Genomic DNA, 22507 nt, shown 5'->3' on the forward strand with positions numbered 1-22507 from the left:
GTCGCATAACATCCGACACAGCCGCCACGTTTCGGCGCGGGACGGCTTCAGCATCGATAAGGGAACCGCGAAAATGGCGGCCCGCCCTCATGCCGCCCGCACGGTGTCGAGGAATTTACCGACCTCGAGCTTGAGGCGGTTGCTGTCGCCCGCGAGGGATTGCGCCGCCGAAAGCACCTGCGAGGATGCCGACCCGGTTTCGCCCGCACCACGCTGCACGTCGGTGATGTTGGCCGATACCTGATGGGTGCCCTGCGCGGCTTGCTGCACGTTGCGGGAGATTTCCTGCGTGGCCGCGCCCTGCTCCTCCACCGCAGCCGCGATCGTCGAGGAGATCTCGGACAGCTTTTCGATCGTGTCGCTGATCTCCCTGATGGCGCCGACCGATTCCTGCGTCGCCGACTGGATGCCGGAGATCTGCTGGCCGATCTCGCCGGTCGCCTTCGCGGTCTGCTCGGCCAGCGCCTTGACCTCGGAGGCAACGACGGCGAAGCCGCGCCCGGCCTCGCCCGCGCGCGCCGCCTCGATCGTGGCGTTGAGCGCGAGCAAATTGGTCTGTCCCGCGATGGTATTGATCAGCTCGACCACATCGCCGATCCGCGTCGCGGCCTTGGAGAGCTCGCTGACGCGCCCGGTGGTGACGCGGGCCTGGCCGACGGCCTCGCTCGCGACCCGCGCCGACTCCTGGACCTGCCGGCTGATCTCGGTGATTGAGGAAGACAGCTCCTCGGTCGCCGACGCCACCGACTGCACATTGGTCGAGGCCTCCTCGGACGCCGCCGCCACCATGGTGGTGAGCTCCTGGGAGCGCTCCGCGGTCGAGGTGAGCGTCGAGGCAGAAGCTTCCAGCTCGGTCGATGCCGAGGAGACGGTGTCGACGATCTCCCCGACGGCGGACTCGAAGCTGTCGGCCAGCTCCCGCATCTCAGCCTTGCGCTGCTCGGCCGCGATCTTGTCCTGCCTGATCTTGGCTTCGGCTTCATCGCGTGCCTTCTGCTCGGACACGATCTTGAATCTTTCGACCGCATCGGCGACGCCGCCGACCTCGTCATTGCGGCCGAGCCCGGGCAGCACCACCGAGAAGTTGCCGCCGGCGAGCTCGTTCATCGCGACCGTCAGCGCGCTGATGGGACGCGCGATGGCCAGGAAGGACATCAGCCAGGAACCGATGAGCACGAGCATGGCACACGAACCGACAATAATGCCGAGCCGCTCGCCCGCGGCCATTTCGCGCGCCGCAGCGGCGACCTCCTCCTCGCTTCTGTGCTTGGCAAACTCGGCAATCTCGTTGGTAATCCCATCCATCTCGGCTGCCATCGGCAACGTGACCTCGCGGGTCACACGCGCGTTCTCTTCGGCGAGCCTGGCGAGACGCGTGGCCCCATCTGGCCCAGTCGCGGCGATGGCCTCGCTGCGGATGGATGCGAGCTGCTGGACACCCTTGAGGTACACCGGCGTGAGGCTCTTAAGCTTCTCCAATCGCGCGCGGTTCTCTGGCGCGTGCGACAGTTTCAGCATCTCCTCGATGGTGCGGTTCAGGGAACTGGATCGTTCGATAAGGCTGTCGCTCGCCTTTTGCAGCTCAGCCGGATTGCCGGCGAGGCGAATGTCGCGGGCGCTGAGCTGCATGCTGCGCAGCGCGACCTTGGCTTCAACGGCATCCCGCGCCAGCGCCTGCTGCTCGAGCGCCGCTTCGTTGGAATGACGCACCTTGCCGTTGCCGACGAGCTGGCTCGCGATCATGGCTGCGACGAGGAGGATGCCGAGCGCCGAGGCAATCGCCAGCTTGGTACCGATGCGCAAATTCTGAATAAGGCTCAACATGGCACGTTTCCCCAGAAACGAGCGGCCGCGTCATTGTCGGCCGCTTCGGACGTTGATCGTCCTTGCCTAAAGTTTGAGCGCCTCGAATTCCGATTTGGTTAACGCCGGGTCCGGAGAACTACCGGGATTCGAGGCTAAATCCTTGAAAAAACAGCGCGTATTGCGAGCTTAACGTGTTAACCACACGTCGCGGTATGGGCTCCGGATTTAGCCGGCGCAGCCGCCGCTTGCCATGGCCTCGCCGACGAGACTGATGCGGAAGATCAGCTTCTTGTCCTCGTCGAGCAGGTCCATGTGCCACTCGGCATTCGGCTTCAGGCTGCGCGCGATGCTGCCGATCAGGCTGGCGCAGAGCCGGGTCATCTCGGTCCAGGCCGCGGCGCGATCCTCGAACTCGTAGGGCTGATCGGACGCGCCGGAGTAACGTCCGGTGCTGATCCGAAAGAAATAGAGCGACATTTTTGAACCCTGTTCTTGGGCCGCGTTTCCCGGCCTTTTGCCAAAAGACTGGGGCGCAAGTCGCTACCAAGCGATGAAAACCACCGCCCGTATGATTACGGCGCGGCGGCTTCACGGTTGCCGGATGATTTCGATGACAGAGCGCGCGGAGCCTGCGCGCAGAAGGCTCAATCGGTGGAGCGGCGCAATTCCAGCGGGGCTTCGTGCTTCGGCGCATCGGATTTGGCCTCCGACTTTACCGGCTCGATGCGGCCGCTCTCGACGCGCGGCGTTTCCACGCGCGTTGCTACCTCGGTGCGCGACGCGTCGATCGAACCCGTCTGCGCCGGCGCGTGCAGCGAGCGGGGACGCGCCACCGCGCGCGCCATCAGCATCTGATTGCCGCCCTGATGGTGGAAGTCGCAATAGGCGAAGCCCATGCCGGAGACCGAACCGCGGAAGGTGCGATCGTCGCGCTTGTCGAGGTTGAAGCAGGGCTCGAACGGAATGCCCTTGATTGACGCGCAGACGTTCTGGCCGCGGATCTGGAGCGTATTGCCGGGCAGGCGAATGTGGCGCACGGGACCGGCGCCGGAGAATTGGACCGAGCCTGCGGCGCCGAGATCGTCGAGGATGCGGCCTGCGCCGCGGGTACCGTCGAAACAGGTGAAGGCGAACACCTTGCCGGCAACGAAGCGACGCGCTTCATCGGCGTTCATGCTTCCTGCAATGGCCGGCACAACCGCCGCTGCCGCCGTCACGGCCCCCAACACAAAACGCGCAAGCATGCTCAACTCCGAACCACCCCAGTAGCGGGTAAAGCGTCATTCCTTTACCCGCTGCTTACCATACTAACCGTGGCAACATTGGAGCAGGTTCGTTGGTAAAGTCTGAACGCCGTTAGAGAATCTTTACCACGATCCGGCCACGGACCTGTCCGGCGAGGATTTTCGGGCCGAATTCGGCAACCTGATCGAGTGAAATTTCCTGTGTGATTTCAGATAGTTTTGAGCGATCCAGGTCGGTCGCCAGGCGCTGCCAGGCGGCTTTTCGCGGCTCAATCGGGCACATCACCGAATCGATGCCGAGAAGGCACACTCCGCGCAAAATGAACGGTGCGACCGATGTCGGCAGATCCATGCCGGCCGCAAGGCCGCAGGCCGCGATCGCGCCGCCATACTTGGTCATCGACAGCAGATTCGCGAGCGTCGTGGAGCCGACGCTGTCAACGCCGCCCGCCCAGCGTTCCTTGGCGAGCGGCTTGGCGGCGCCCGACAGCTCGTTGCGGTCGATCACCTCAGTCGCGCCGATGTCCTTCAGGTAACCCGCTTCCGACGCGCGGCCGGTCGAGGCGATGACGTGATAGCCGAGCTTTGACAGCACGGCGGTGGCGACGGAGCCAACGCCGCCGGCAGCACCCGTGACGACGACGGGGCCACTCTTCGGCGACAGCCCGTGCTTCTCCAGCGCCAGCACCGAGAGCATCGCAGTGAAGCCGGCGGTGCCGATCGCCATGGCGTCGCGCCCCGAAAGGCCCTGCGGCAGGGCGACCAGCCAGTCGCCCTTCACCCGCGCCTTTTCGGCATAGGCGCCGAGATGCGTCTCGCCCATGCCCCAGCCGGTGCAGACGACCTTGTCGCCGGCCTTCCACTGCGGATGGGAGGATTGCTCGACGGTGCCGGCGAAGTCGATGCCCGCGATCATCGGGAAGCGCCGCACCACCGGCGCCTTGCCGGTGAGCGCAAGGCCATCCTTGTAGTTCAGCGTCGACCACTCCACGCGCACGGTGACGTCGCCATCCATCAGCTCGGCTTCGTCGAACTGCGCGAGCTGCGCGGTGGTGCCCTTGTCGGCCTTCTCGATCCGGATCGCCTTGAACGTTGCCACGGCAAACACTCCCCAAATTTGTTTCGGGGGATGTTTAGCCGATCAGGCAGGCTGCGCAACCGCTCGCTGGACGGGCTTTTCCACGATCGGCAGGTTGATCAGCGCCGACAGCACGCCGAACAGGATCGAGAGCCACCAGATCGGGGTGTAGGAACCAAAACGCTCGAACACGATGCCGCCGAGCCAGACACCGAGGAAGCCGCCGACCTGATGGCTGACGAAGGCAAAGCCGTAGAGCGTGGCGAGCCAGCGCGTGCCGAACATCAACGCCACCAGCGCCGAGGTCGGCGGCACCGTCGACAGCCAAGTGAGGCCGGAGATCGCGCCGAACGCGATCGCCGAGAACGGCGTGATCGGGAACGAGATGAAGGCAAGCGTTGCTAGCGCACGCGTAAAATAGATCGTCGAGAGGATATAGCGCTTGGGCAGATAGTTTTGGAGATAGCCGACGCTCAGCGAGCCCACCATGTTGAACAGCCCGATCGCCGCGATGACCCAGCCGCCGGTCTGCGTGGAGATGCCGCGATCGACCAGGAAGGCGGGCAGATGCACGGTGATGAAGGCGAGCTGGAAGCCGCAGGTGAAGAAGCCGAGCACCAGCAGCACGTAGGAGCGATGGCCGAAGGCTTCCGCAAGCGCGGTGGTGAAGGACTGATCGTCCTTGCTCCCGGCATTCGCCGAAGGTGCGGCCCGCGGCACCGAGAGCGCAAACGACAGCGGAATGATCAGAAGCATCAAGCCGGCGAACACGGTGAGCGCCTGCTGCCAGCCAAAATTGTCGATCAGCGCGACGCCGACCGGCGCAAACAGGAACTGTCCGAACGAGCCGGCCGCAGTGCCGGCACCGAGCGCGAGCCCGCGCTTCTCCGGCGGCAACAGCTTGCTGAAGGCCGACAGCACGAGATTGAACGAGCAGCCGGCAAGACCAAAGCCGATCATCGCGCCCGCGCCGATGTTGAGCGAGAGCGGCGTCGACGAATAGCGCATTAGGAGCAAACCGCCGGCATAGAGCACGGCTCCGACGCACATGACGCGGAACAGGCCGAAGCGATCGGCAACGGCGCCGGCGAACGGCTGGCCCAGGCCCCACAGCAGGTTCTGCACGGCGATGGCGAGGCCGAACACGTCGCGGCCCCAGGCGAATTCATGGCTCATCGGCTGCACGAAGAAGCCGAGCGTCGAGCGCGGGCCAAAGCCCAGCATGCCGATGGCGCAACCGCAGAGGATGATGATGGCCGGCGTGCGCCAGGCTGACGACCACGAGACCGGACCGGCTTGGGTTGTCGACATGCAAATGCCCTGCTTGCTCTTGGCGGGTCCGGAATAGGCAGCCGCGCCAATAGCAGTTAATGCATCTGCATGAAAATCCAAAGCCTGAAATCCATCGCGCATTGCAGGCCTGCAATTTGACGCGCCCTCGCGCCGATCAAATTGATCGTGAGGCTCTAGCCGAGATGGCCGGATGATGATATCTTAGATTTGCTCAGATTGAGAATAATATGACTTTCTGAGCTTGGAACCGACCGCCTGCGACAATGGCCGGCCCATTGGGGCCGGCATTCTCGGGCTCATAATATACTCAAACTGAGTATATCTACAGGGAGACGGCCATGCCGATTGCAGGACTATTCGGACCCGAAGATTTCGCCCGCCAGGCGCCGCGCCGGCCGGTCGCTACCATGCGTCCCCCGCACGCCGGCGGCGCCGCGCTGCCAAAGCCCGCGCTGGACTGGACGCCCGAGGTCGAGCGAGCCACCGCGCCGCTCTATGCACGCGTGAAGCACGTGATCCCGCCGATCGAGTGGCCGCTGATGGCGCCGACGATCAAGGCGATCAACGAGCTGAAGGCGGCGCGCAATGCCGTGATCCTCGCGCACAACTACCAGGCGCCGGAAATCTTCCACTGCGTTGCCGACATCGGCGGCGACTCGCTCCAGCTCGCGGTCGAGGCGACCAAGGTGAAGGCCGACATCATCGTCCAGTGCGGCGTGCACTTCATGGCGGAGACCTCAAAGCTGCTCAATCCGGACAAGACGGTTCTGATCCCGGATTCGCGCGCCGGCTGCTCGCTTGCGGCGAGCATCACAGGCGCGGATGTGCGCCTGTTGCGCGAGCGCTTTCCCGGTGTGCCGGTGGTCGCCTATGTCAACACGTCGGCGGACGTGAAGGCCGAGGTCGACATCTGCTGCACCTCGTCCAATGCGGTGCAAGTGGTCGAGAGCCTGCGTGCGCCGACCGTGATCTTCTTGCCCGACCAGTATCTGGCAAGATACGTCGCCTCGAAGACCGAGGTGAAGATCATCGCCTGGAAGGGCGCCTGCGAGGTGCATGAGCGATTCACCGGCGAGGAGCTGCGCAGCTACCGCGAGGCCGATCCATCCGTGCAGATCATCGCGCATCCTGAATGTCCGCCTGACGTGCTGGCGGAAGCCGACTTCACGGGATCGACCGCACACATGATCAAATGGGTGCGCGAGAAGCGGCCGCGTCGGCTCGTCATGATCACGGAATGCTCGATGGCCGACAACGTCCGCGCCGAACTGCCCGAGGTCGAGATGCTGCGGCCCTGCAATCTCTGCCCGCACATGAAGCGCATCACGCTGTCGAACATCCTCGACAGCCTGCTGACGCTTCGCGAGGAGGTGACGATCGATCCCGCGATCGCGCACCGCGCACGGCAGTCGGTCGAGCGGATGATCAATCTGAAGAATTGAGAGCAAACAGGCAGCAACACACACCGCCGTCGTCCCGGACAAGCGAACGAAGTGAGCGCTGATCCGGGACCCATAACCACAGGAAGAAGTGGTCGCGAAGACTCGGAGTTGCGGATTCGCGCAACAACTTCCGCCTGGGGTTATGGGTCCCCGCCTTCGCGGGGACGACGGTGAAGTGGGAGGAGAAAGCCATGACTAGCATCCACGACCTGACCCGAACCACCGACGACGTCGTGATTGTCGGCGGCGGCCTTGCCGGATTGTTTTGCGCGCTGAAGCTCGCGCCGCGTCCCGTGACGGTGATATCAGCGGCGCCCCTTGGCCAGGGCGCATCCACCGCGTGGGCGCAGGGTGGCATTGCGGCAGCCGTCGCCGAGGGCGACAGCCCGGAGGCGCACGCCGCCGACACGATCGCGGCCGGCGGCGGGCTCGTCGACGAAGCCGTCGCGCTCGGACTTGCACGCGAGGCCGGCCCCCGCATCCACGATCTCCTCGCCTATGGCGTGCCATTCGACCGCGACCTCCAGGGAAGGCTCGCCGTGGGGCGCGAAGCCGCACATTCGGCACGACGCATCGTTCATGTCCGCGGCGACATGGCGGGCGCCGCGATCATCGTGGCGCTGAGCGACGCCGTCCGACGCACGCCATCGATCCGGCTGATCGAGGGCTTTGTCGCCGAGGCGCTGCTGACCGAGGACGGCGCGGTCACCGGCTTGCAGTTGCGCGACGCGAACAATTCGGCTGCGCGCCCCCTCATCATTGCCTCGCGCGCGGTGGTACTAGCGACCGGCGGCATCGGCCATCTCTATGCCGTCACCACCAATCCGAACGAGGCCAGCGGCGCCGGTCTCGCGATCGCGGCACGCGCGGGCGCCGTGATCGCCGACCCCGAATTCGTCCAGTTCCACCCGACCGCCATCATGGTCGGCCGCGATCCGGCACCGCTTGCGACCGAAGCGCTGCGCGGCGAAGGCGCAACGCTGATCAACGAGAGCGGTGAGCGCTTCATGCTGGCGCGGCATCCGCTCGCCGAGCTCGCCCCGCGCGACATCGTGGCGCGCGGCGTGTTCGCGGAGATCGCAGCCGGCCGCGGCGCATTCCTGGATGCGCGGCAGGCGCTCGGCGCGCGCTTCGCCGAAAAATTTCCGACGGTGTATGCGAGTTGCAGGGCCGCCGGCCTCGATCCGGCAACGCAGCCGATCCCGATCGCGCCGGCGGCCCATTACCACATGGGCGGCATCGCCGTGGATACGCGCGGCCGCTCCTCGATCGACGGCCTGTGGGCCGGCGGCGAAGTGTCCTCGACCGGCGCGCATGGCGCCAACCGGCTCGCCTCGAACTCGCTGCTGGAAGCCGTCGTCTATGCCGCGCGCATCGCGGACGACATCGCTGGGCGCACCATCCCCTCGCCTGCCCGCCTGCCCGACGCATTGGTGACGCCGCGCAATGCGGCGATGGACGCCCAGGCCGAAAAGCGCCTGCGCGCGACAATGAGCGCGCATGTCGGCGTCATCCGCGACCGTGATGGGCTCGCAGAGGCCGTACAAAGCTTCGCCGCCCTCGAACGCAACGCTGCCAGCATCGCGTTGCGCAACATGGCGACGTCAGCCCTGCTGGTCGCGGCCAGCGCCTTCGCCCGCCGCGAAAGCCGCGGCGGGCATTTCCGCGCCGACTACCCCAATGAAAACGCCGCGCTCGCGCAGCGGACCATGACGACACTCGCCGCCGCGCGGGACGTGGCGGAGCAGTTTTTCGAGCGGCCGCCGATGCGTGCCGCGCAAGCCATGATCGCCTGATGGAGGTTTCCGTGCTCACTCCCGCATCCTTGCTCCACCCCGACGCCTTCCTGTCGCCGCTCGCGATCGACGAGGCCGTGCACCGCGCGCTCGACGAGGATCTCGGCCGCGCCGGCGACATCACGTCGCTGGCAACGATCCCGGAAACGGCCAAGGCCCACGCGATCCTGGTGGCGCGCCAGGCCGGCGTGATCTCAGGTCTCCCGCTCGCGCTCGCCACGCTGCAAAAGCTCTCGCCCGACATGGCGGTCGAAGCGCATGTCCGCGACGGCGCCCGTGTCAAAGTCGGCGAGCGCGCGTTGACGATCTCCGGCCCGGCGCGCGCCGTGCTCACGGCCGAACGCACCGCGCTCAACTTCATCGGCCGGCTCTCGGGCGTCGCGACCCTGACGGCCGACTATGTGCGTCAGACCGAGGGCACCAAGATGCGCATCTGCTGCACCCGCAAGACCACGCCGGGTCTGCGCGCGCTGGAAAAATATGCCGTGCGTTGCGGCGGCGGCTTCAACCACCGCTTCGGCCTCGACGACGCGATTTTGATCAAGGACAACCACATCGCGGTCGCCGGCGGCGTTCGTCCGGTCCTGGAGCGCGCCCGCGCCCATGCCGGCCATCTCGTCAAGATCGAGATCGAGGTCGACACGCTGGCGCAGCTGCGCGAGGTGCTCGACACCGGCCTCGCCGATGCCGTGCTGCTCGACAACATGGACTTTTCGACGCTGCGCGAGGCGGTGAGGCTTGCCGAGGGCCGCGTCGCACTGGAGGCATCCGGCGGCGTAACGCTGGAGTCGATCGCAAAAATCGCGGCAACCGGAGTCGACTACGTGTCTGCCGGCGCCCTCACCCATTCGGCGCCGAATTTCGACTGCGCGCTCGACATCGAGGCGTGATGTTGCCTCGCCTCTCCCCGCTTGCGGGGAGAGGCCGGAATTCGCGCGCAGCGCGGATTCCGGGTGAGGGGGACTCTCCGCGAGCCCAACTCTCACCGTCCCCGTGGAAGCTCCCCCTCACCCCAGCCCTCTCCCCGCAAGCGGGGCGAGGGAGCGGACCTCCGCTGCGACTCGAGCTCGAGCAACCATAAGTTACCGGGTCGCGCTCAGCTCGGCCGAGCTTTTCGCTGCCTGCGCGAGCTCGGCGGAGATCGCCGCGGTCTGCGCCGGCGTGCCCCAGGTCGGCGCCTCGCTGCCGTCGCCCCAGTTGCGCGGTCGATAGAAGGTGTGCACGCCGGTCTTGTACATCTTCTTCATCTCGGCGACCCAGGACGGCCGCACCCAATAGGCGTGGTAGTGCGTCGACTTGCCGACCTCGGGCAGCCAGATCTGGCCGTCGAGCATTGCCTTCGCGATCTTCTTGGCGCGCTCCCACATGTCGGGCTCGCGGATCACGTCGGCATTGTTGTCGCAGGCGAAGGTGAACTGGCAGGCGAGATGGCGGTGCTTGTTTTGATAGACCGCGCCGCACACGGTGTCCGGATATTTGCCGGAGAACACGCGGTTCATCACGACTTGCGCGACCGCGATCTGGCCGCGCACGGCTTCGCCCCGGGATTCGAAGTAGACGGCTTCCGCGAGGCACTTCTCCGACTTCGCGCGCGTCTTGTCGTCGAGTGCGAGACGCTCCGCCGGTGATTTGACGCGCTGGTCGTCCACATTGACCTCGCCCTTGGGCGCGACGCTCTCGCCGCCTTCGGTCGCCTTCGCGGCATCATCCGACGGCGGCGGCAGCGAGGCCATCACCTTCATGTCGGGGTCCGGTATCACGATCAGGGGCTCGGCGCCGGGCTGCCAGCTCTCGATGTTCTCGAGGGAGCCTCCGAGCGAGGAACTGCCGAAGAACAGGTTCGACGTCTTGACGCTGAAGGGATCGCGCTGCGGAATCGTCTCCGCAGGCTTCACGTCATTGCGCGGCTGGGACGCGAGCGCATCCTCGGACTTCGCCGGCGCGTATTGCGGCAGCGGCGGCGCGCGCAGCGCCTCCTGCAATTCGGGATCGAGCGCTGCTGACTCAGGCGAGGAGAAGCCGACCGGAGCCTCGGCCGTCTTGGCGCCGAACACGGAGCTGTTCGACGTTGCGGGATCCTGCGCCGCGGGCGCTGATGGCGCCGACGTATCCGAAGGCTCGGGCGTGACGGTGGCGAGACGATCGCCCTTCAGCGTGCGATCGACCCTGGGAAAATCAGCAGCCTGGTAGCGCAGCGGGGTCTGCATGACCGGATTGCGTGGGACCGCGCCGCTGATGTCGCCATTGTCGAGGCTTGCGAGACGGTACGTCGCGCTCTGGGGCACCGACGTGCCGATTGGACGCGAAAAACTGTAGGTGGCGAGCTGGATCGAGGCCGCCGCCGAAAATACCTGCTTCTGCCAGCGCTCGGCGATGCCGGGTTGGCGCGCCAGCAGCGAGGCAATGTCCTGATAGCCGGTCTCCCTCGGCATCAATGCGAAGATGCAGAGACCGATTCCGAAGGACGCGAACCGCGCGCCCTTCGGATGGTTACGCAACACAAACATCGATACGCTCACGCAACGCTTACGCTAGTTCGCTTTGATCGAACGTCAGTACATCCGTGCAATTCGACCTTTTTCGTTGGTATCTAATTTAGGTTGCCGGGGAGTTAACCGCAGTTGCGCACACACCACATGCAAGCAATCGCAGGTGTTTTCACGGGACGATCGAGAGTGTTGGTGAATCGTCGCTGGAGCGAAGCGGTAAACAACTGGTCAACGCAAATGGTGAAGGAACCCTTCACGCGCGTCTCATTGCGGGACATCGTGAGAGTTCCATCGATGTAGCGAAGCACATTTCGGCATCATCGCTGCGCTTCAAGTCGGGCGATGACAGCGAGCGTGTGGCACGCGCTGCGCTCGCAATGACGGTGTAGATACAGCAGCGCGCAAAACAAAAGAGGCGGAGCAAAGCCCAGCCTCTTCCAACTCGTATCTCGCGCTCTCGTTTACGCCTGACTTGCGACCTGCTTGCCGATCGCAGCTTGGGCGGCCGCGAGGCGGGCGATCGGCACGCGGTAGGGCGAGCAGGAGACATAGTCGAGGCCGACATTGTGGCAGAAGGCCACCGAGGCCGGATCGCCGCCGTGCTCGCCGCAGATGCCCATCTTGAGCGATGGCCGCGTCTTGCGGCCGCGCGCGACGCCGATCTTGACGAGTTCGCCAACGCCATCCTGGTCCAGCGCAACGAAGGGATCGATCTGCAAGATCCCCTTGCTCACATAGGGCCCAAGGAAGCTCGCGGCGTCATCGCGGCTGATGCCGTAGGTCGTCTGCGTGAGGTCGTTGGTGCCGAACGAGAAGAACTCGGCGCTCTCCGCGATCTCGCCCGCGAGCAGGCAGGCGCGCGGCAGCTCGATCATGGTGCCGACCTGATAGGCAAGCTTGGTGTTGGTGTCGCGCATCACCGCCTGCGCCGTCGCATCGATCCGTGCCTTGACCAGGTCAAGCTCCATCTTGGTCGCGATCAGCGGCACCATCACCTCGAGGCCGACGGCCTTGCCGGTGCGCTTCTGCGCCTCGACGGCAGCCTCGAAGATCGCCCGCGCCTGCATCTCGGCGATCTCGGGATAGGCGATCGCGATGCGGCAGCCGCGGAAGCCGAGCATCGGGTTGAACTCCGACAGCTCGCGCGCACGATCGGCCAGCCTGCGCGGATCGGTGTTCATGGCGCGCGCCACTTCCTCGATCTCGGCATGGGTGTGCGGCAGGAACTCGTGCAGCGGCGGATCAAGCAGACGGATCGTGACGGGCAGACCCTTCATGATCTCGAACAGCTCGACGAAATCGGCGCGCTGCATCGGCAGCAGCTTTGCCAGCGCCGCGCGCCGCGACTGCTCGTCCTCCGACAGGATCATCTCGCGCACCGTGCGGATGCGCGTCTCCTCGAAGAACATGTGCTCGGTGCGGCAGAGGCCGATGCCCTCGGCACCGAACTTGATCGCGGTGCGCGCGTCCTCCGGCGTATCCGCGTTGACGCGGACACCGATCTTGCGGGCCTGGTCGGCCCAGTTCATCAGCGTGCCGAACTCGCCGGAGAGTTCCGGCTCGATCATCGGCATGCGGCCGGCGAGCACCTGGCCGAGCGAGCCGTCGATCGTGATGACGTCGCCGGTCTTGAAGGTGCGCGAGCCGATGCTCATGGTGCCGCGGCCGTAGTCGACGCGGATGGTGCCGCAGCCGGAGACGCAGGGCTTGCCCATGCCGCGCGCGACCACCGCAGCGTGCGAGGTCATGCCGCCGCGGGTGGTCAAGATGCCTTCGGCGGCGTGCATGCCGTGGATGTCTTCCGGGCTGGTCTCGATGCGGACAAGAATGACCTTGCGTCCGTCGGCCTGAAGCTTGGCGGCTTCATCGGACGAGAACACGATCTCGCCAGAGGCCGCACCAGGCGATGCCGGCAGGCCGGTCGCGATCACGTCGCGCTTGGCGTTGGGATCGATGGTCGGATGCAGGAGCTGATCCAGCGAAGCCGGATCGATCCGCGTCACCGCTTCCTTCTTGCTGATCAGGCCTTCATTGGCGAGCTCGACCGCGATGCGCAGCGCCGCCTTGGCGGTGCGCTTGCCGCCGCGCGTCTGCAGCATCCAGAGCTTGCCGCGCTCGACGGTGAACTCCATGTCCTGCATGTCGCGATAGTGCTTCTCGAGCAGGGTATAGATGCGCGTCAGCTCCTTGAAGGCATCAGGCATCGCCGATTCCATCGACGCCTTGTCCGAGCCGGACTCCTTCCGCGCATGTTCGGTGATGTCCTGCGGCGTGCGGATGCCCGCCACCACGTCCTCGCCCTGCGCGTTGATCAGGAACTCGCCGTAGAGCTTGCTCTCGCCGGTCGAGGGGTTGCGCGTGAACGCAACGCCGGTCGCCGACGTATCGCCCATGTTGCCGAACACCATGGCCTGCACGTTGACCGCGGTGCCCCAGGATTCCGGAATGTCGTGCAGCTTGCGGTAGGTCACCGCGCGCGCGTTCATCCAGGAGGAAAACACAGCGCCGATCGCGCCCCACAATTGATCGTGCGGATCCTGCGGGAATTCCTTGCCCGTTTCGCGCGCGACCGCGTCCTTGTACTTGCCGACCAGTTCGACCCAGTCGTCGGCCGTCAGGTCGGTGTCGAGCGAGTAACCCTGGCCGTCCTTGAAGGTGTCGAGGATTTCCTCGAAGTGATGATGCTCGAAGCCGAGCACCACGTCGGAATACATGGTGATGAAGCGGCGATAGCTGTCATAGGCGAAGCGCCGGTCGCCCGACAATTCCGACAGCGCTTCCACCGTCTTGTCGTTGAGGCCGAGATTGAGCACGGTGTCCATCATGCCGGGCATCGAGGCGCGCCCGCCGGAGCGCACCGAGACCAGCAGCGGATTCTTGGTGTCGCCAAAGATCTTTCCGGTGAGCTTGCCGACATAGTCGAGCGCCTTCTCGACCTGCGACTGCAGTTCCTTCGGATAGGATTTGTCGTGCGCGTAGAAGTACGTGCAGACCGAGGTCGGGATGGTGAAGCCGGGCGGCACCGGCAGGCCGAGATTGGCCATTTCGGCCAGGTTCGCGCCCTTGCCCCCAAGCAGGTTGCGCATGTCGGCTTTGCCCTCGGCCTTGCCGTCGCCGAAGGTGAAGACCCACTTGCCGGCCTTCGCCGCAGCCGGAGCAGCCTTGACGGGAGCAGCCTTGACGGGAGCAGCCTTGACGGGAGCAGCCTTGGCTGGGGCGGCCTTGGCCGGAGCCGGCTTATGCACAGGCTTGCTGACCGGTTTGGCGGCCACTTTGGCGGCAGGCTTGGCAGCCGGCTTCGCGGCGCTCTTCTTCAGTGCCTTGCGCGCCGGAGGCGCGGCTTTGGCCTTGGCAGAGGGCTTTGATTTCGCTGGCATTTTCTTAGGCTTCGAGGCGGCTTTGGCCATAGCTTGCACACAACCTGCGAGAGGGATGGGAAATCGCGCGCCTTACACCATTTTGGGCGGCATCGCGCAAGTCGGACTGATGGGGGATGGCGACGTCACAGATGGAGCCATTTCAGCAGCCCGAGCCCAATCGCGCCGTTCAGGATCAGGAAGATCGCGACGATCAGGTTGAGCAGCCGGGGCATGATCAGGATGAGCACGCCCGCGATCAGCGACATGATCGGCGAGATATGGGCGACGGTGATGTGCATGAAATATCCTTCTGGAGCTTAGCGGGAGGAACTCCCGCGAATCGCGGCGGATCATAGCGGGGCCGGTTCCGCGAGTAGAGACGCACGAGCAAGGTTGCGGGTTCCGGCCATCGCAAAAACTGCCTGAAATTGCCGCCGATGCGGCGCCGGCTTTTTCGGAACATTGCACGGAGGGAGGCATTGGCAACCGGTCGCGCGATAGGCGCGGCCCGAACTCATCTGCGAAGGAGTTGCCCATGCGAATTCTTGCCCTTGCAGCGCTTGCGGCCACGATCGGCGCGCCGGTCGCGGCAAACGCGCAAGCCGACATCACAGTGGGGCGTGCGCCTGGTGTCGTCGTCGAGCGCAGCGCCGGCATCGCGGTCGACCAGAGATCGGCCTTCCGCGACTACGTCGTCGAGCAGCGCGTGCCGACATTCACCGTTCCGGATCGCATCGTGGTCGGCGGCGTGCTGCCGGAGGCCGGCATCACCTATTACGACGTGCCGCAGCGCTTCGGCCCGACGACCTATCGCTACACCGTCGTGAACGGCGCGACCCTGCTGGTCGAGCCGCGCTCGCGGCGCATCGTCGAGGTGTTGGACTAGACTAGATGTCCGCCGCGCCAATTCAGACTGGCGCGTACAGTCAAACGACGGACATCAGGCCCCGCCCGGTCTTCCCCCCGCCCGGGCGGGGCACTTTTTTTCGCTCTCGCCAAAACGTTGTCATTCCGGGGCGGTCCGCAGGACCGAACCCGGAATCTCGAGATTCCGGGTTCGATGCTTTGCATCGCCCCGGAATGACGAAGCAGATTGATCAGTCCTGGATCTTCGAAAAATCCGCGACCGCACGCGTCGCACTGCGGATCTCGTTCAGCAGCTTCAACCGGTTCTCGCGCACCTTCGCATCATCGTCGTTGACACGAACCTTGTCGAAGAAGGCATCGACCGGCGGCCGCAGCTTTGCCATCGCGCTCATCGCGGCGGCAAAATCTTCCTTCGCGACCGCTGCACTCGCCTCGACCTTCACCTCGCCGATCGCCTTTGCCAGTGCCTTCTCCTCAGCGAGGCTGTAGAGCGCCGCATCGGGCGCGCCGTCAAACGTGCGCTTGTCCTTCTTTTCCTCGATCGAGAGGATGTTGCCGGCGCGCTTGGTGCCGGCGAGCAGGTTCTTGCCGTCGTCGCTATCGAGGAATTTGCCGAGCGCCTCGACGCGGCGAACGATCATCAAGAGGTCGTCCTGGCCGCCGAGCGCAAACACCGCGTCGACGAGATCGTGCCGCGCGCCCTGCTCGCGAAGCTGGACTTTCAGGCGGTCAGCGAAGAAGGCGAGAAGATCGCTCGGCAGCTTGGTAGCGTCCGCTGCGACGGCCAGTCCCGCGAGCGCGGACTGCGCCGCCTTGAGGACCGGCAGGCGAAGCGTGTTCTCGACAATCAGGCGGATCACACCCAGCGCCGCGCGACGCAGGGCATACGGGTCCTTCGATCCCGTCGGCTTCTCGTCGATCGCCCAGAAGCCGGCGAGCGTGTCGAGCTTGTCCGCCAGCGCCACCGCAACGCTTACCGGATCTGTCGGCACGCGGTCCGCGGGCCCTTGCGGCTTGTAATGCTCCTCGCACGCGGCCGCGACGGAAGCGTCCTCGCCCTGGGCCAGCGCATAATACTTGCCCATCAAACCCTGCACTTCCGGAAATTCGCCGACGACTTCGGTGAGCAGGTCCGCTTTCGCAAGCTGTGCAGCACGTTTCGTTTTCGCAACGTCGGCGCCGACCAGCGGCGCAATCTCCGCCCCCAGCTGCTCGATGCGCTTGATGCGCGCGGCCTGGGTGCCGAGCTTCTCGTGGAACACGATCTGCTCGAATTTTGGCAGCCGATCCTGGAGCTTCGTCTTCAGGTCCGTCTCGTAGAAGAACTTTGCATCGCTCAATCGCGCGCGGATCACGCGCTCGTTGCCGGCGATGATGGTCGCCCCACCATCGGTCGCCTCGATGTTGGCGACCAGGATGAACTTGTTGGCGAGCTTCCCCGTTTTGGGATCGCGCACCACAAAGCATTTTTGATTGTTGCGGATGGTGGCGCGGATCACCTCCGCGGGCGTCGTCAAAAACTCCTGTTCGAACGAGCCCATCAGCACGACCGGCCATTCGACGAGACCCGCGACCTCGTCGAGCAGATTCTGGTCCTCGACGAGTTCAAAACCCTGCGCGAACGCAAGCTGCTTGGCATCGGTCAGGATCGAATCCTTGCGGCGCTCGGGGTCGAGCACGACTTTTGCGTCCAGCAGCTTTGCCTCGTAGTCCTCGAAGCGCCGCACGTTGATCGCGCTAGGTGCGAGGAAGCGATGGCCGTGGGTGGTCTGGCCGGACTCGACGCCGTCGACGGAGAACTTCACGACGTCGGGCTCTTCGGTCTCGAGCCCAAAGGTCGCGGTGATCGCGTGCAGCGGACGCACCCAGTTGAGCGAGCCCGGCTTGCCCGAACGCGCGCCCCAGCGCATCGATTTCGGCCAGGGGAAAGTACGGATGATGACGGGCAGGATTTCGGCCAGCACGTCGATCGCATCGCGTCCCGGCTTTTCGATCAGCGCGATGTAGAAGTCGCCCTTTGGATCGCGTTGGATCTTGGCTTCGTCGAGCGACTTCAAACCTGTCGCTTTCAGGAAGCCTTGCACGGCCGCATCGGGCGCGCCCATTTTCGGTCCGCGGCGTTCGGTCTTGAGGTCCGGCTGGCGCGCGGGGATGCCGTGCACGGTCAGCGCAAGACGGCGCGGCGTGGCAAACGCCTTGGCGCCTTCATAGACCAGGCCCTCGGCGACGAGCTTGTCGGTCACCATGCGGCGCAGATCGTCCGCCGCCTTCGCCTGCATGCGCGCAGGGATTTCTTCCGAGAACAGCTCCAGCAACAAATCGGGCATCAGGCGGCTCCGCCCGCTTCGGTGTGGACCCAGGCTTCGCCACAGGCCTTTGCCAGCTCGCGGACGCGCAGGATGTAGCTCTGCCGCTCCGTCACCGAGATGACGCCGCGCGCGTCGAGCAGGTTGAACACGTGGCTCGCCTTGATGCACTGGTCATAGGCCGGCAGCGCCAGCAGATGCTGCTTGCGGTTGCCTTCGCGCCAGCCGGCGGCGAGATACTTTTTGCAGGCCTCTTCCGCCATCTTGAACTGCTCGAACAGCATCGCGGTGTCGGCGACTTCAAAATTGTGCCGCGAATATTCCTGCTCGGCCTGCAGGAACACGTCGCCATAGGTGACCTTCTCCTCGCCGTCGCGGCCGTTGAAGTTGAGGTCATAGACGCGGTCGACGCCCTGCACATACATCGCAAGACGTTCGAGCCCGTAGGTGAGCTCGCCCGCAACGGGCGCGCACTCGAAGCCCGCGACCTGCTGGAAATAGGTGAACTGCGACACTTCCATGCCGTCACACCAGCACTCCCAGCCGAGCCCCCAGGCGCCCAGCGTCGGGCTCTCCCAGTCGTCCTCGACGAAGCGGATGTCGTGCACGGCGGAATCGATGCCGATCGCGGCAAGCGACTTCAGGTACAGCTCCTGAAGGTTCGGCGGCGACGGCTTCATGATCACCTGGAACTGGTAGTAGTGCTGCATCCGGTTGGGATTTTCACCGTAACGGCCGTCCTTGGGCCGGCGCGACGGCTGCACATAGGCCGCATTCCAGGGCTTTGGCCCCAGCGCCCGCAAGGTCGTGGCCGGATGGAAGGTGCCCGCGCCCATCTCCATGTCGTAGGGCTGCAGGATGACGCAGCCCTGCTCGGCCCAAAAGTGCTGGAGCGCGAGGATAAAGCCCTGGAACGAGCGTTCCGGGCGCATATGGGCGGGCAATGAGTCCATCGTCAGATCAGGCTCTCGGGGGGGGTTTGAATCGCGCGGGACCGTATCGACGGCGGAGATGGGAATCAAGGCAAAGGGGCCGGAAACGCGGCCCAAACGACCGTCATTCCGGGGCGGTCCGTCAGGACCGAACCCGGAATCTCGAGATTCCGGGTTCGCGCTTTCGCGCGCCCCGGAATGACCGGTCTGATGATGGAGGCTAACCCGGGCGGTAAGCCCCGGTGACGGGGTCCCGCTTCAGCGTTCGAATTTCCCCGGCGTGGGCGGCCTCTGCGACGCGCGACAGGCGCATCTCCTCCAGCTCCTGGTTGATCCGGACGGCGGTCTTGTACGCCCACCGGACCACGGCAAGCCCACCCAGAACGCCCGCGAATGCAACGAACGGCGGCATCTGTCGATCCTTGTTCAATGCTCAGCCCCCACGCGCATTCTCGCGCAAAGGGCTTCCCGCCGCAATCAGATGTCCAGGGACCAAATGGCGCGGGGAACCGCTCGCCTCAGAACCCGAATTTCGCCCAAATCGCCCGCGTTTCCAGCGCCGAGATCAGCTCGTCCGGCAGGGCCGACAGCCCCTCGAGGGCCGAAAGCTGGCCCGCGCCGGGTGATTTGCGGCCCAAAAGGCCCGACAAAAGCCCGGTCGGCTGGGCGATCACGGGTGTGAGAACCTTCTCCCCGTAGCGGGCACGAAGAGTTGAGCGGAGGTCTCCAATCCCGTCTGCGAGCCCGAGGCCAACCGCCGTCTCGCCGGCCCAGTATTCGCCCGTGAACAGGGTATCCTCAGCGCCCTTCAGGCGTGCGCGGCGGCTTTCCTTCACCAGCGCGATGAAGATCCGGTGGATCTCGCGCTGGATCGATTTCAGCCGCGCCACGTCGTCCGAGTTTTCGGGCAGGAAGGGATCGAGCATCGCCTTGTGCTCTCCGGCGGTATAGAGGCGCCGCTCGATGCCGAGCTTCCTGATCGCCTCCTGGAAGCCAAAGCTGCCGCCGACCACACCGATCGAACCGAGGATCGAGGACGGATCGCAAAAAATCTCGTCGCCGGCGCAGGCGATCATGTAGCCGCCGGAGGCTGCGACGTCCTCGACGAACACCAGCACCGGCAGCTTCTTCTCGGCCGCGAGCTGCCTGATGCGTAAGTAGATCTGGCGCGACTGCACCGGCGAGCCGCCGGGCGAGTTGATCACCAGCGCCACCGCCTTGGCGTGGCGGACCGAGAACGCGCGCTCGAGGACCCGCGCGACGGTCGCGAGCGTCATGCCCGGTCGCAGCGGCGTCACCGCGCCGATCACGCCCGACAACCGCACGACGGGCACGATCGCGGCGCCCGGACGAAAGCGCGCCGGCAGATAGTCTTTGAGTTTACCGATCAGGCCGGACTCTCCGCGATCGTTTGAATGTTCGGCCATGCCGTTACCTCGCTTTAACCAATTCTTATCACGCGACTGTCATTGACATCGCTGGAACGTGTTTTGCAAAGCAGTCGCCAAGCGGCTGCAATGGGGCAGCGGAGAACGACATGAAAATTTATCTGCTGATCATGCTGATGGGCGCGCTTTTCACGGCGATTCGCTTCACCACGGCACAGGAACAGCAGACGAATTCGCTTCCCCAGTAGATCGACCTCACGGCTGCGCCAGCGGCAGCACCGCTCTCCCCTCGAGAATTTCCCTTACTTTGTCCTGCATCTGTTTTTTGGGCACGCCTGACTCTTCGTTGAGCATCAGGTCGTTGAGCACCAAACCTTGCAGAATGCACAGCGGCGCCTTGCCCCCTTTGACCGCGCGCACCAGCACGCGGATTGCGGGCTTGCCCGCATCGCCGTGAACCGGCAGTACGACGAGACTGCCGAAGCCACGTGATAGCGCTGCCAACACGCCGGTCAATCCATCCGCGCGCCAGATCAGGGTCAGCGCGCCGCCGGATTTGAGGATACGGCGGGCGGCATGCACCCAGGCCGGCAGGGTGTCTTCGGCCGCGACATGCGCGCTCTGGCGCGCCTGGTCCGGCGAGGCGCGATGGCGCGCCGGATCGTTGAAGGGCGGATTGGTCAGGACGACGTCGACGCTGTCAGGCGACAGGCCATTGGCCGCGAAAATCTCCGCCTCAGCCGTCACGTCGAGGACCAGCGTTTCGGCAGGGATTGAATTCGCCGCCGCATTGGCGTGTGCAAGGCGCGCAAGCTCCGGATCGATCTCGACCAGGACCAGATCGATGCCCCCGACGCGGTGCGCGAGCGCGAGTCCCGCGGTGCCGACGCCCGCGCCGAAATCGACCACGCGCGCGCCCGCATAGGCAGACGTCGCCGCCGCCAGCAGGATCGCGTCGTGCCCGGCGCGGTGGCCGGAGCGCGGCTGCGTCAGGCGCAACTGTCCGCCGAGAAACGCGTCCTCGGTGACGTCAAGTTCCGTGACCGCGAGCTCAGTCATCGGGGCGCAGTTCATGGCTGAGGCCGGCCTCGGTGAGGAGCTGGCGAGCCTCGCTGGCGTCGTCCTCATGCACCAGGATCCGCCGCGGCAGGATGCCGAGCGAGCCCTCGATGATGCTCATGTTCTGGTCCAGCACCAGATGGTGGATGTTCGCGCCATCGAGCAGCGCGCCGACCGCCGATACCAGCACCATGTCGTTGGTCCGCACCAGTTCGCGCAAAAGAGCCTCCTGCCTGAGGGCAAATACGGGGGAAATGTCAATCGGGTCCTGCTCTTGCCGCATCCGCTCGCAGTTTCTATTGTCTAGGAACCGAGGATAGCCCTTTTGGGGCAAATATTGGAGACCGGCGTGGCCGTCATCGTACCTTTCGAAACTCCCGGCGCGTCGATCGAAGAGCTGGTTGCCCTTGTCGCTCCTGACATGGAGCGCGTCAACGCCACCATCCTGTCGCGGACCGGCTCCGAGGTGACCATGATCCCGGAGGTCGCCAACCATCTCATCTCCTCCGGCGGCAAGCGCCTGCGCCCGATGCTGACACTCGCTATGGCCAACCTCGCCGGCTACACCGGCGACGGCCATATCAAGCTCGCCGCCTCCGTCGAATTCATGCACACGGCCACACTCCTCCACGACGACGTCGTCGACGAGAGCGAGATGCGCCGCGGAAAACTGTCGGCACGGATGCTTTGGGGCAACGAGGCGAGCGTGCTGGTCGGTGACTTCCTGCTCGGCCAGGCATTTCGCATGATGGTCGAGGTCGGCTCGCTGCGGGCGCTCGACATCCTCTCGGCGGCGGCCGCCACTATCGCCGAGGGCGAGGTGATGCAGCTTGCCGCCGCCAAGAACACCGCGACCACCGAGGACGAGTATCTTGCCGTGATCCGCGGCAAGACGGCCGAGCTGTTCGCGGCCGCCTGCGAGGTCGGTCCCGTCATCGCCAACCGCCCGAAGGCGGAGCAGACCGCCTGCCGCTCCGTCGGCATGAATCTCGGGATCGCCTTCCAGCTCGTCGACGACGTGCTCGACTATGGCGGCAAGAGCGCAAAGCTGGGCAAGAACACCGGCGACGACTTCCGCGAGGGCAAGATCACCCTCCCCGTCGTGCTGGCCTTCCGCCGCGGCAACGACGCCGAGCGCGCGTTCTGGATCCGCGCGCTGGAGCGCGGCGAAATCGGCGATGCCGATCTCGATCACGCCATCGGCCTGATGAACAAGCACCGCGCCCTCGAAGACACGCTCAGCCGCGCCCAGCACTACGGCGCCATGGCGGTCGACGCGCTCGCCCTGTTCCCGCCCTCGCCGATGAAGAGCGCGCTGGAGCAGGTGGTGGCGTTCTGTTTGGCAAGGTCGCATTAACCCGTTGCGAGCTGCCGTAGAGCCTGTGAGCCAATTCGTTTTTCGGCATCGACATTGAGGGGCGTTAGCGCCCCTTGATGTCAGAAGCCTG

19 protein-coding genes are annotated in these 22507 nt (G+C 65.2%); 5 read left to right on the forward strand and 14 right to left on the reverse strand.

Annotated elements, in window-relative coordinates:
• Positions 1-87 precede the first annotated feature (87 nt).
• The 5 genes from JQ632_RS06515 to JQ632_RS06535 form a co-directional block, all read right to left on the reverse strand.
• Positions 88-1824 carry a methyl-accepting chemotaxis protein gene (locus JQ632_RS06515; RefSeq protein ID WP_212401455.1) on the reverse strand — a complete coding sequence of 579 codons (1737 nt, stop codon included), beginning with the start codon at positions 1822-1824 and terminating at the stop codon, positions 88-90.
• A gap of 207 nt (positions 1825-2031) precedes the next feature.
• Positions 2032-2283 carry a DUF6894 family protein gene (locus JQ632_RS06520; RefSeq protein WP_212401456.1) on the reverse strand — a complete coding sequence of 84 codons (252 nt, stop codon included), beginning with the start codon at positions 2281-2283 and terminating at the stop codon, positions 2032-2034.
• 167 nt (positions 2284-2450) lie between these two features.
• A complete protein-coding gene (locus JQ632_RS06525) occupies positions 2451-3050 on the reverse strand; it encodes a hypothetical protein (protein WP_212401457.1) in 600 nt (199 codons plus the stop codon).
• Positions 3051-3162: 112 nt separating this feature from the next.
• Entirely contained in the window at positions 3163-4149 is a 987-nt protein-coding gene (locus JQ632_RS06530) for an MDR family oxidoreductase (protein ID WP_212401458.1), read from the reverse strand.
• A gap of 42 nt (positions 4150-4191) precedes the next feature.
• Positions 4192-5439: an MFS transporter gene (locus JQ632_RS06535; protein WP_212401459.1), complete on the reverse strand. Its 1248-nt coding sequence runs from the start codon at positions 5437-5439 to the stop codon at positions 4192-4194.
• 320 nt (positions 5440-5759) lie between these two features.
• On the opposite strand from JQ632_RS06535, the gene nadA reads away from it, so the two are divergent.
• From nadA to nadC, 3 genes are all read left to right on the forward strand, one after another.
• On the forward strand, positions 5760-6863 hold the full coding sequence (gene nadA, locus JQ632_RS06540; RefSeq protein ID WP_212401460.1) for a quinolinate synthase NadA: 1104 nt from the start codon (positions 5760-5762) through the stop codon (positions 6861-6863).
• A 191-nt stretch (positions 6864-7054) separates the two neighbouring features.
• Complete coding sequence (locus JQ632_RS06545; protein WP_212401461.1) at positions 7055-8659, forward strand: L-aspartate oxidase; 1605 nt, start codon at positions 7055-7057, stop codon at positions 8657-8659.
• An 11-nt stretch (positions 8660-8670) separates the two neighbouring features.
• Positions 8671-9549: a carboxylating nicotinate-nucleotide diphosphorylase gene (nadC, locus tag JQ632_RS06550; protein ID WP_212401462.1), complete on the forward strand. Its 879-nt coding sequence runs from the start codon at positions 8671-8673 to the stop codon at positions 9547-9549.
• A gap of 192 nt (positions 9550-9741) precedes the next feature.
• On the opposite strand, the gene JQ632_RS06555 is transcribed toward nadC, so the two are convergent.
• The 3 genes from JQ632_RS06555 to JQ632_RS06565 form a co-directional block, all read right to left on the reverse strand.
• Complete coding sequence (locus tag JQ632_RS06555; protein ID WP_212401463.1) at positions 9742-11166, reverse strand: cell wall hydrolase; 1425 nt, start codon at positions 11164-11166, stop codon at positions 9742-9744.
• Positions 11167-11609: 443 nt separating this feature from the next.
• Positions 11610-14555 (reverse strand): pyruvate, phosphate dikinase, encoded by a 2946-nt coding sequence (gene ppdK, locus JQ632_RS06560; protein ID WP_212401464.1) that lies wholly within the window; start codon positions 14553-14555, stop codon positions 11610-11612.
• A gap of 95 nt (positions 14556-14650) precedes the next feature.
• Positions 14651-14806, reverse strand: coding sequence for a DUF3096 domain-containing protein (locus JQ632_RS06565; protein WP_212401465.1), 156 nt, complete (start codon positions 14804-14806; stop codon positions 14651-14653).
• 236 nt (positions 14807-15042) lie between these two features.
• Here JQ632_RS06565 and JQ632_RS06570 point away from each other — a divergent pair, with 236 nt between their 5' ends.
• The gene (locus JQ632_RS06570; RefSeq protein ID WP_212401466.1) at positions 15043-15393 is read left to right on the forward strand and encodes a DUF1236 domain-containing protein; all 351 of its coding nucleotides are present in this window, start codon (positions 15043-15045) and stop codon (positions 15391-15393) included.
• 211 nt (positions 15394-15604) lie between these two features.
• On the opposite strand, the gene glyS is transcribed toward JQ632_RS06570, so the two are convergent.
• The 6 genes from glyS to JQ632_RS06600 form a co-directional block, all read right to left on the reverse strand.
• A complete protein-coding gene (gene glyS / locus JQ632_RS06575; RefSeq protein ID WP_212401467.1) occupies positions 15605-17701 on the reverse strand; it encodes a glycine--tRNA ligase subunit beta in 2097 nt (698 codons plus the stop codon).
• Positions 17701-18633, reverse strand: coding sequence for a glycine--tRNA ligase subunit alpha (locus JQ632_RS06580; RefSeq protein WP_212401468.1), 933 nt, complete (start codon positions 18631-18633; stop codon positions 17701-17703). The genes glyS and JQ632_RS06580 overlap by 1 nt, the downstream gene beginning before the upstream one ends.
• 199 nt (positions 18634-18832) lie before the next feature.
• Complete coding sequence (locus JQ632_RS06585; protein ID WP_212401469.1) at positions 18833-19024, reverse strand: hypothetical protein; 192 nt, start codon at positions 19022-19024, stop codon at positions 18833-18835.
• A 106-nt stretch (positions 19025-19130) separates the two neighbouring features.
• Positions 19131-20039, reverse strand: a complete 909-nt coding sequence (locus JQ632_RS06590) for a S49 family peptidase (RefSeq protein ID WP_212401470.1) — start codon at positions 20037-20039, stop codon at positions 19131-19133.
• A 216-nt stretch (positions 20040-20255) separates the two neighbouring features.
• Positions 20256-21059 (reverse strand): tRNA1(Val) (adenine(37)-N6)-methyltransferase, encoded by an 804-nt coding sequence (locus JQ632_RS06595; protein WP_212401471.1) that lies wholly within the window; start codon positions 21057-21059, stop codon positions 20256-20258.
• The gene (locus JQ632_RS06600) at positions 21052-21279 is read right to left on the reverse strand and encodes a DUF2007 domain-containing protein (protein ID WP_212401472.1); all 228 of its coding nucleotides are present in this window, start codon (positions 21277-21279) and stop codon (positions 21052-21054) included. The genes JQ632_RS06595 and JQ632_RS06600 overlap by 8 nt, the downstream gene beginning before the upstream one ends.
• 129 nt (positions 21280-21408) lie before the next feature.
• On the opposite strand from JQ632_RS06600, the gene JQ632_RS06605 reads away from it, so the two are divergent.
• A complete protein-coding gene (locus JQ632_RS06605; RefSeq protein ID WP_212401473.1) occupies positions 21409-22416 on the forward strand; it encodes a polyprenyl synthetase family protein in 1008 nt (335 codons plus the stop codon).
• Positions 22417-22507 lie beyond the last annotated feature (91 nt).

Source organism: Bradyrhizobium liaoningense (assembly GCF_018130955.1).
Classification (GTDB): domain Bacteria; phylum Pseudomonadota; class Alphaproteobacteria; order Rhizobiales; family Xanthobacteraceae; genus Bradyrhizobium; species Bradyrhizobium liaoningense_C.